Source organism: Kribbella pittospori (assembly GCF_004331465.1).
GTDB lineage: Bacteria > Actinomycetota > Actinomycetes > Propionibacteriales > Kribbellaceae > Kribbella > Kribbella pittospori.
In genome coordinates this window covers 1-6,780 of the sequence record NZ_SJKB01000044.1, presented here as the reverse complement: position 1 = coordinate 6,780, position 6,780 = coordinate 1, and the positions used below count along the sequence as shown (strand labels likewise).

Sequence of the window (6,780 nt, the reverse complement as noted above, 5' to 3'; positions counted from 1 at the left end):
AGCCCCGCAACATTCGAATCAACCCCAGCCACCACCCACGAACAGGTAGCGTGAACCAACCTCACACCAACCGTGTCCGTCGAACCGGGTCAACCCCAACGATTCCGGACCGCCGCCGAGCATCACTCAATCACCGGACAACTCACCGTCGACCGAATCCAGTCCGCGGGAGTCAACATCACCCCCGCCTCTCACAAGGTTCTCGGGGACGCTGAAGGTCGTGCGGGCCACCACGGCATCGATGCGTGCGACACCACGAGCAGGCAAGATCGCACTCGTCATAGCGGGTGTCAAACCGCGCACACGAGTCTTCATGTCAGCCTTCGGACCAGGGGCTTCGGTACCTGAGGACGAGGGCTATCCGCTGTACTACGACTTTCCGGCCCTGACCACCGACGGCGACGGCGAACTCAGCACAGACCTCACCCTCCCGCCGGGCTCGCCCGCGGGCCACTACGGCTTGTGGGTCGATCCGGCTCGGGTTTCGGGATGCCCCAACACTCAGCCCTGCTGGGATTTCAAAGTTCCGATCCGCTGACGTGAGCGGTCAAACTTCCTCCAGGAGCGGCCGCCCGCGACACCGGTTGGCCGGCCGACGACGGATGTCGTCCTCCATCAGCGAAGCACGTGGACGCCTCGACGACCTTCCACTCCATGTCTCCGATGCATTGCCGGTCCCGAGGCGCCCCACCTTCGTCGTGTCGGTCGAATGGATGGTCCAGCACGCCGTTCCCTTGGCCGGTGTTCTCGGCGCCGCCTTGTACGGCGTTCTTCGACTGTCGTACGTCTTCTTCTACCTGCAACTGCGAGCAACCCCGGAGGAGGTCGGCTACGGGTACGTCCAGATCCTCGCCGGCCAACTCGTCGGCGCACTTGAACTCGTACTCCTTGTCACAGTTGTGTTCTTCTGCTCGACTCTGCTCGTACGGAGCGCGTCGAGATTGCTGGGAAGCCTTCTGCACCGCCATCGGGTCAGGTCCAGAACGACGGGTTCCCCCGTGCTGGTCACGATGGCCTTGCGATCGGCCGGTGCTGCGCTCGGAATCGTCCTTCTCGGTTTGCCTGTCGTCGCCTGGGCTGAAGGCTCTCTCGCCGTTCAAGGCTACGCGGTCAGGAACGTATATCTGATCGGCAGCATCCGGCTACCGGTGCTCGCGGTGGCCGCGGTCCCAGCGATAGTGACCGAGGCTGACACGGACCCAAACCGGCCAGGCTCCATCGGCAGCCGCGGCTGCCTGCTGTATCTGGGCCGAGCTGACGGTCAAGCAGTCTTCTACGACGTCTCGACTCACGAGAGTCTGCGACTGCCGTCGGACTCGATTGTCATCTCACTGCAGAACACGTCCGAACTCCCACTCGGCTGCTGACAGCCGAACGGTCGGCCACGACGACGGCGTCTGCGATCAGCGCGGACGAGATTTCGAGCGCGCGCGGCTGAATCCTGCCAAGAGCACAACGAGTCCGGCTCCGCCGGCCCCGACAAATGCGAAGCGGGTCTGCGCCTTCAGCACGTCGTGATCGCCGTCGCTGCTCAACAACGACCAGCGGGACCGAGCTGAGAGTGCTGAGCCGACGGAGAGGACGGAGCCAGCGGAGAACGCCGACAGAGTCGACCCCACCGACGCGATCGAGAGCGCAGACCCAACCGATCCGATACTGAGCACTGACCCAGCCGATCCGATCGACAGGATCGATCCGCGGCTTGCGATCGAAAGAAACGAGTCTTCTGACCGCCATGACAATTTGCCCATGAACGGAAGTGTGGCACGAGCGACCGGCCTGTCAATCGGTGGCGTATCGGACTCGGTGGACAGATAGGCGAGGGCAGTACTGTCCTCGGCAACCGCCCGCACGAGGGCGTCACGATTACTGAAATCGTTGCTGAAGGCAAGGTGAATCACCCCGTCGGCCTGAGACCGGGGTCGCTGGATCCTAAGACATCAGGGTCGTTGAGGTCCTGCGGCGAAGGTGTTCGTGCCGGCGGAGTCCTCGGCGCGGATGATGTGGGTGATGGCGTTGATCAAGGCAAGGTGGGTGAACGCCTGCGGGAAGTTGCCGAGGTGGCGTCCGCTGAGTGGGTCGATCTCCTCGGCGTACAGGCCTAGCGGGCTCGCGTAGGACAGGAGTCGCTCGCAGAGCGCACGAGCCTCGGTCAGTTCGCCGATCTCGACGAGCGCGGACACCAGCCAGAACGAGCAGATCGTGAAGGTCCCCTCGTCGCCGTGCATCCCGTCGTCGGTCTCGGAGACGCGGTAGCGCAGTACCAGGCCGTCCTCGGTGAGTTCGTCCGCGATCGCCCGCACGGTGGCGCGAACCCGTGGATCGTCGGCCGGCAGGAACCGCAACAAGGGCAGAAGCAGCAGGGAGGCCTCGAGAGTGGTGGCGCCGTACCGCTGGACGAAGACTCCTCTGTCGTCGACGCCGTTGGAGCAGATGTCCTTCCGCATCTCGTCGGCGACGGCCTGCCAGTCCTCCGCGAACCCGGGCTCGTCGTGCAACCGGGCCAGCTTGGCACCACGATCCATCGCCACCCAGCACATCAGCTTCGACGACGTGAAATGCTGCGGTTCACCGCGTGACTCCCAGATCCCCTGATCAGGTTCGCGCCAGTGCTTCGACGCCGTCTCGACCTGCCGCTTGAGGAACGGCAACAAGCTTTCCGTCACCTGGTCACGCGACCTGGCATGCAGATAGATCGAGTCGAGGATCGCTCCCCACACGTCGTGCTGACCCTGCCGGTAGGCAGCGTTCCCGACCCGGACCGGCCGTGCGCCCTCGTAGCCGGCCAAGTGGTCCAAGGTCCGCTCGGTCAACTCGCGTTCGCCGCCGATCCCGTACATGATCTGGATGTCCTGCGCATCGCCGTCACAGATCTCGGTGAGGAACGAGAAGAAGTCATTCGCCTCGCGATCCAGCCCGATCAGGTAGAGCCCCCACAGAGCGAACGTCGAGTCCCGGACCCACGAGTAGCGGTAATCCCAATTCCGCTCACCGGCCGGCGTCTCCGGCAGGGACGTCGTCGCGGCGGCGAGCAACGCTCCCGTCGGACCGAACGTGAGTCCCTTCAAGGTCAGTGCACTACGGACCAGATAGGGGCTCCACCGGTGGTCCGGATACGCCCCGACACTGATCCACTGCCGCCAGTACTCCGCCGTACGACGCATCCGCTCCAGGGCTTCCGACCCGGTCCGCGGTGGCGACAGAGCCGACCACGAGAGTGCGACGAACGCCGTGTCGCCCTGCACCATCCGGGTCCGGGCCTGCGCCGTACGACCCTCTAGCCCGAGACGCAGATCGGTGGTCAGCGTCAGCGTGACATCGTGGTCTACGTCAGGGCACGTTGCGATTGCCTCGCCGTAACCGGCACCGTCGTACCGCCAGGTTGCTTCTCGACGGCCGTATCCGAACACCGGCTCGCACACCATCGAGAGATCGACCGCGCCACTCACGCACCTCACCGTCCGCAACAGGCAGTGTTCGGCGTCGTAGTCGGTCGGTGTACGGCGATGGGCCCGAGACCGCTCGGACACGTTGTGCCACGGCCCCATCAGCAGCGCATCGCGGACGATCAACCATCCCGTCGGGGACTTCCAGGTCGTCTCGAGCATCAGGCTGCCTGGCAGGTACCGACGCGCGGCCGGCACCTGTACGCCGTACGGACCCAGCCTGAAACTCCCGGCGGCGCGATCGAGAATCGCCCCGAACACACTGGGCGAATCGTGTCGCGGCAGACACATCCACTCCACCGCACTGCTCGGCGCGATCAGGCAGTTGGACTCACAGTCCGACAGGAACGCATAATCCGCGATCGGCGGATAGGCGCTTCGCCCCGATCCGTCATGCATGTCACCGGAGGCCGCGAGGGTGCGTGGCAGAGGCTCAGCCAAGGTCCGGCCTCCCCTCATCCTCTCGCGGTCTTCATCCGCCGCCTCCTGCCATCATGACCGAGAACTCCCCCGGCGACATCAACCCCGGCCTCAGACAGCCAGGTCGCCGAGCAGCTTCGCGAGGTCCAGTTCTGCGTCCCGATTCTGAAAGCCGTGGGCCAAGGCTGCTTGGATCCGCGCCTGTGCTTCAGCGCCGCGGACGGCCGCTCCGAACAGATCGGAATCGCGACGGAAGTCGTCGGCCGGCGCGAGCGCGATGGCGTTGACGCGGTCCTTGACCGTGGCTTGTCCGGCGGCCGGGAACCTCGCGAGCCGGCGCGCCAGCCCGCCGACGAACTCGTCCAGTTCGTTGGCCGGCAGCGCACGGTTGATCCAGCCGTACCTCTCGGCAAGCTCCGCGTCGTAGTCGCGGGCACTCAACATGACCTCGAGCGCCCTGCCACGACCCATCAGACGAACCAGGTGTTGCGTCGCTCCCCACCGGGGACTTGACCGAACGCGGGCTCGAACTGACCGAAGATCGCTGACTCGCGCGCCGCGAACCGCATGTCGCAGGCCAGCACGAACTCGCTGCCGGCGCCGCGTACCCGTTCCTCGATCTGCGCGATGGTCACCAGGCGGCTCGCACTCAGGTGATGGAACAACAGCGCGATCGACGGCTCGCCGACCAGCTTTGCCGCCTCGGCGCGGTACTCCGCGATCCGTGTCACGTCCACGTGTGAGATGAAGTAGTCGGGGTCTTCGCTCTTGAACACGAGCACCTGGATCGTGGGGTCCGCCGCGGCTCGTCGGATCAGCGAGACCAGGTCGCGAACCAGCTCCGGCCCGAGAAGATTCATCGGCGGGCTGTTGATTCCGGCGACGAGAACCGCGCCGTCCCGCCGCACGGTCAGCGTCTCGTACTCCGTCACTGCTCCTTCGACAGACATAGGTCGACCATCCCTCGGGCCTGGACGGCATCGCGCCCGTAGAACCCACGGGTCCGCCAGGGTGTTCGACTGGCGCGAAGCGCGTCTCGACGGGGTGACTCTGGTGAACGTGAGGTAGGCCCTAGGAAGGAGTTCCCGATGACGAGCTTCGACTACGACGTGTTGATCATTGGCTCCGGATTCGGCGGGAGCGTGTCCGCGCTTCGTGCGGCGGAGAAGGGCTACCGAGTCGGTGTACTGGAGTCCGGCAAGCGGTGGAACGACGCGGACATCCCGAAGAGCCAGTGGCATCTGCCCGGATTTCTGTGGTTCCCCGCGGCGGAGCTCTACGGGATCCAGCGGGTCGAGTACCTGGACGACGTACTCGTCCTGTGCGGCGCGGGCGTGGGCGGCGGGTCTCATGTCTACGCGAACACGCTGTACGTCCCGCCGAAGCAGTTCTTCGACGCGCCGGAATGGGCAAGCATCACCGACTGGGCCGACGAACTGGCGCCCCACTACGACCAGGCGACCCGGATGCTGGGAGCCGTTCGCTACCCGTACATGCCCACCGACGTCGACCGCGTCATGCGCCAGGTCGCGACCGAGATGGGACGTGGGGAAACGTTCAACAAGGCCCCTGTCGGCGTGTACTTCGGCAGCCCAGGAGTCGAGGCCGAGGACCCGTACTTCGGCGGGGCCGGACCGCGTCGTACCGGGTGCATCTCGTGCGGGAAGTGCAACATCGGCTGCGGCCACAACGCGAAGAACAAGCTGACGACGAACTATCTGTACCTGGCGGAGAAGCTCGGCGCGCGGGTCCATGAACTCCACGAGGTCCATGACCTCCTTCCCCTCGAAGGAGGCGGGTTCGAGGTTCACGCCCGCCATCCGGGCTGGGCGCAGCGAGCCGCGCGGCGGCCGGACCACACCTACACCGCCGAGCAGGTGATTGTCGCCGCCCATGCCTACGGCTCGTCGAAGCTGTTGCTGCACATGCAGCACGAGGGCCGGCTGCGAGGCGTCTCCAGCGAGCTCGGCCGGCGTGCACGGACGAACTCCGAACAGCTCCTCGCGATTACACGCACGCACGCAGAGTGGGAGGAAGACCCGGACAGGATTCGCCTGACGCCAGGGTCGGTGTCGATCACGTCCGGCGTCTGGCCCGACACCGTTACGAGCATCGAACCCGTGTACTGGGGTGTCGGGAACGACCTGTTCGCCTTCCTGGTCACCTACCACCAGCACGGCGAACAGAAGCACCCGACCGCCGGCTGGATCAAGCAACTCATCAAACACCCGACCTCGGTACTCAGCTTCGACGACGCCCGCAGCTGGGCCGAGCGGACCGTCGTCATGCTCTGCTCCCAGACGACCGACACATCGATCGAGCTCTACTGGCACGACGGGGTACTGCGAAGTCGCCACACTGGCACGCCGCCGTCCGTGCACATCCCGATCGTCGAGCAGTTCGTCGACCGGATGGCCTCCACGATGGGCGGCCACGAAGGAGCACTGCCGTTCGAAGTCATCAACCGCACTGCCTCGGCGCACTTCACCGGCGGCATCCCGATCGGCGACAGCAGCGAGAGCGGCGCCGTCGACCCCTATCAACGCGTGTTCGGCCAACCCGGCCTGCACGTCATCGACGGAAGCGTGATGCCGGCCAACACCGGAGTGAACCCGTCACTGTCGATCACCGCCCTGGCCGAACGCGCGCTGTCCCTGTGGCCGAACAAGGGAGACGCTGACCCGAGACCACCGCTGGGGTCCGGCTATCGGCGTGTGACCCCGGTGATGCCACACCGTCCCGCCGTACCCGCTGGTGCCCTGGGCGAACTGCGACTCGACGCCAAGAAGTCCGACGTCATTCCTGACTACCCCTACTAGTGCCGCGCGTCGTTAGTTGATTTACGGTTGGTGGTTGGGATGATGAGGCATGGCGAATCGTCCTGCTGCTGCGTTGGTTCTGCGTGAGGGTGACG

5 protein-coding genes and 1 pseudogene are annotated in these 6,780 nt (G+C 65.4%); 3 read left to right on the top strand and 3 right to left on the bottom strand.

The window, feature by feature from the left end:
- Positions 1 to 313 precede the first annotated feature (313 nt).
- Both E0H73_RS45475 and E0H73_RS45470 read left to right on the top strand, forming a co-directional pair.
- A complete protein-coding gene (locus E0H73_RS45475; RefSeq protein ID WP_131367537.1) occupies positions 314 to 538 on the top strand; it encodes a hypothetical protein in 225 nt (74 codons plus the stop codon).
- Positions 539 to 602: 64 nt separating this feature from the next.
- Positions 603 to 1,367, top strand: coding sequence for a hypothetical protein (locus E0H73_RS45470; protein ID WP_131367535.1), 765 nt, complete (start codon positions 603 to 605; stop codon positions 1,365 to 1,367).
- A gap of 36 nt (positions 1,368 to 1,403) precedes the next feature.
- On the opposite strand, the gene E0H73_RS46940 is transcribed toward E0H73_RS45470, so the two are convergent.
- The 3 genes and pseudogenes from E0H73_RS46940 to E0H73_RS47835 all read right to left on the bottom strand — a co-directional run bounded on the left by E0H73_RS46940 (position 1,404) and on the right by E0H73_RS47835 (position 4,726).
- On the bottom strand, positions 1,404 to 1,901 hold the full coding sequence (locus E0H73_RS46940) for a hypothetical protein (protein WP_202867945.1): 498 nt from the start codon (positions 1,899 to 1,901) through the stop codon (positions 1,404 to 1,406).
- 39 nt (positions 1,902 to 1,940) lie between these two features.
- A complete protein-coding gene (locus tag E0H73_RS45460; RefSeq protein ID WP_238164699.1) occupies positions 1,941 to 3,887 on the bottom strand; it encodes a glycoside hydrolase family 15 protein in 1,947 nt (648 codons plus the stop codon).
- Positions 3,888 to 3,977: 90 nt separating this feature from the next.
- Positions 3,978 to 4,726 (bottom strand): annotated as a pseudogene (locus E0H73_RS47835) (enoyl-CoA hydratase/isomerase family protein).
- Between the two features lie 228 nt (positions 4,727 to 4,954).
- Between E0H73_RS47835 and E0H73_RS45445 the strand changes: the two are divergent.
- Positions 4,955 to 6,685 carry an FAD-dependent oxidoreductase gene (locus tag E0H73_RS45445; RefSeq protein WP_131367527.1) on the top strand — a complete coding sequence of 577 codons (1,731 nt, stop codon included), beginning with the start codon at positions 4,955 to 4,957 and terminating at the stop codon, positions 6,683 to 6,685.
- The last annotated feature ends 95 nt before the right edge of the window (positions 6,686 to 6,780 follow it).

Coding starts and splice junctions, on each gene's coding strand:
- E0H73_RS45470 (WP_131367535.1), top strand. CDS start 603: ATGTCGTCCTCCATCAGCGAAGCACGTGGACGCCTCGACGACCTTCCA.
- E0H73_RS45445 (WP_131367527.1), top strand. CDS start 4,955: ATGACGAGCTTCGACTACGACGTGTTGATCATTGGCTCCGGATTCGGC.
- E0H73_RS45475 (WP_131367537.1), top strand. CDS start 314: ATGTCAGCCTTCGGACCAGGGGCTTCGGTACCTGAGGACGAGGGCTAT.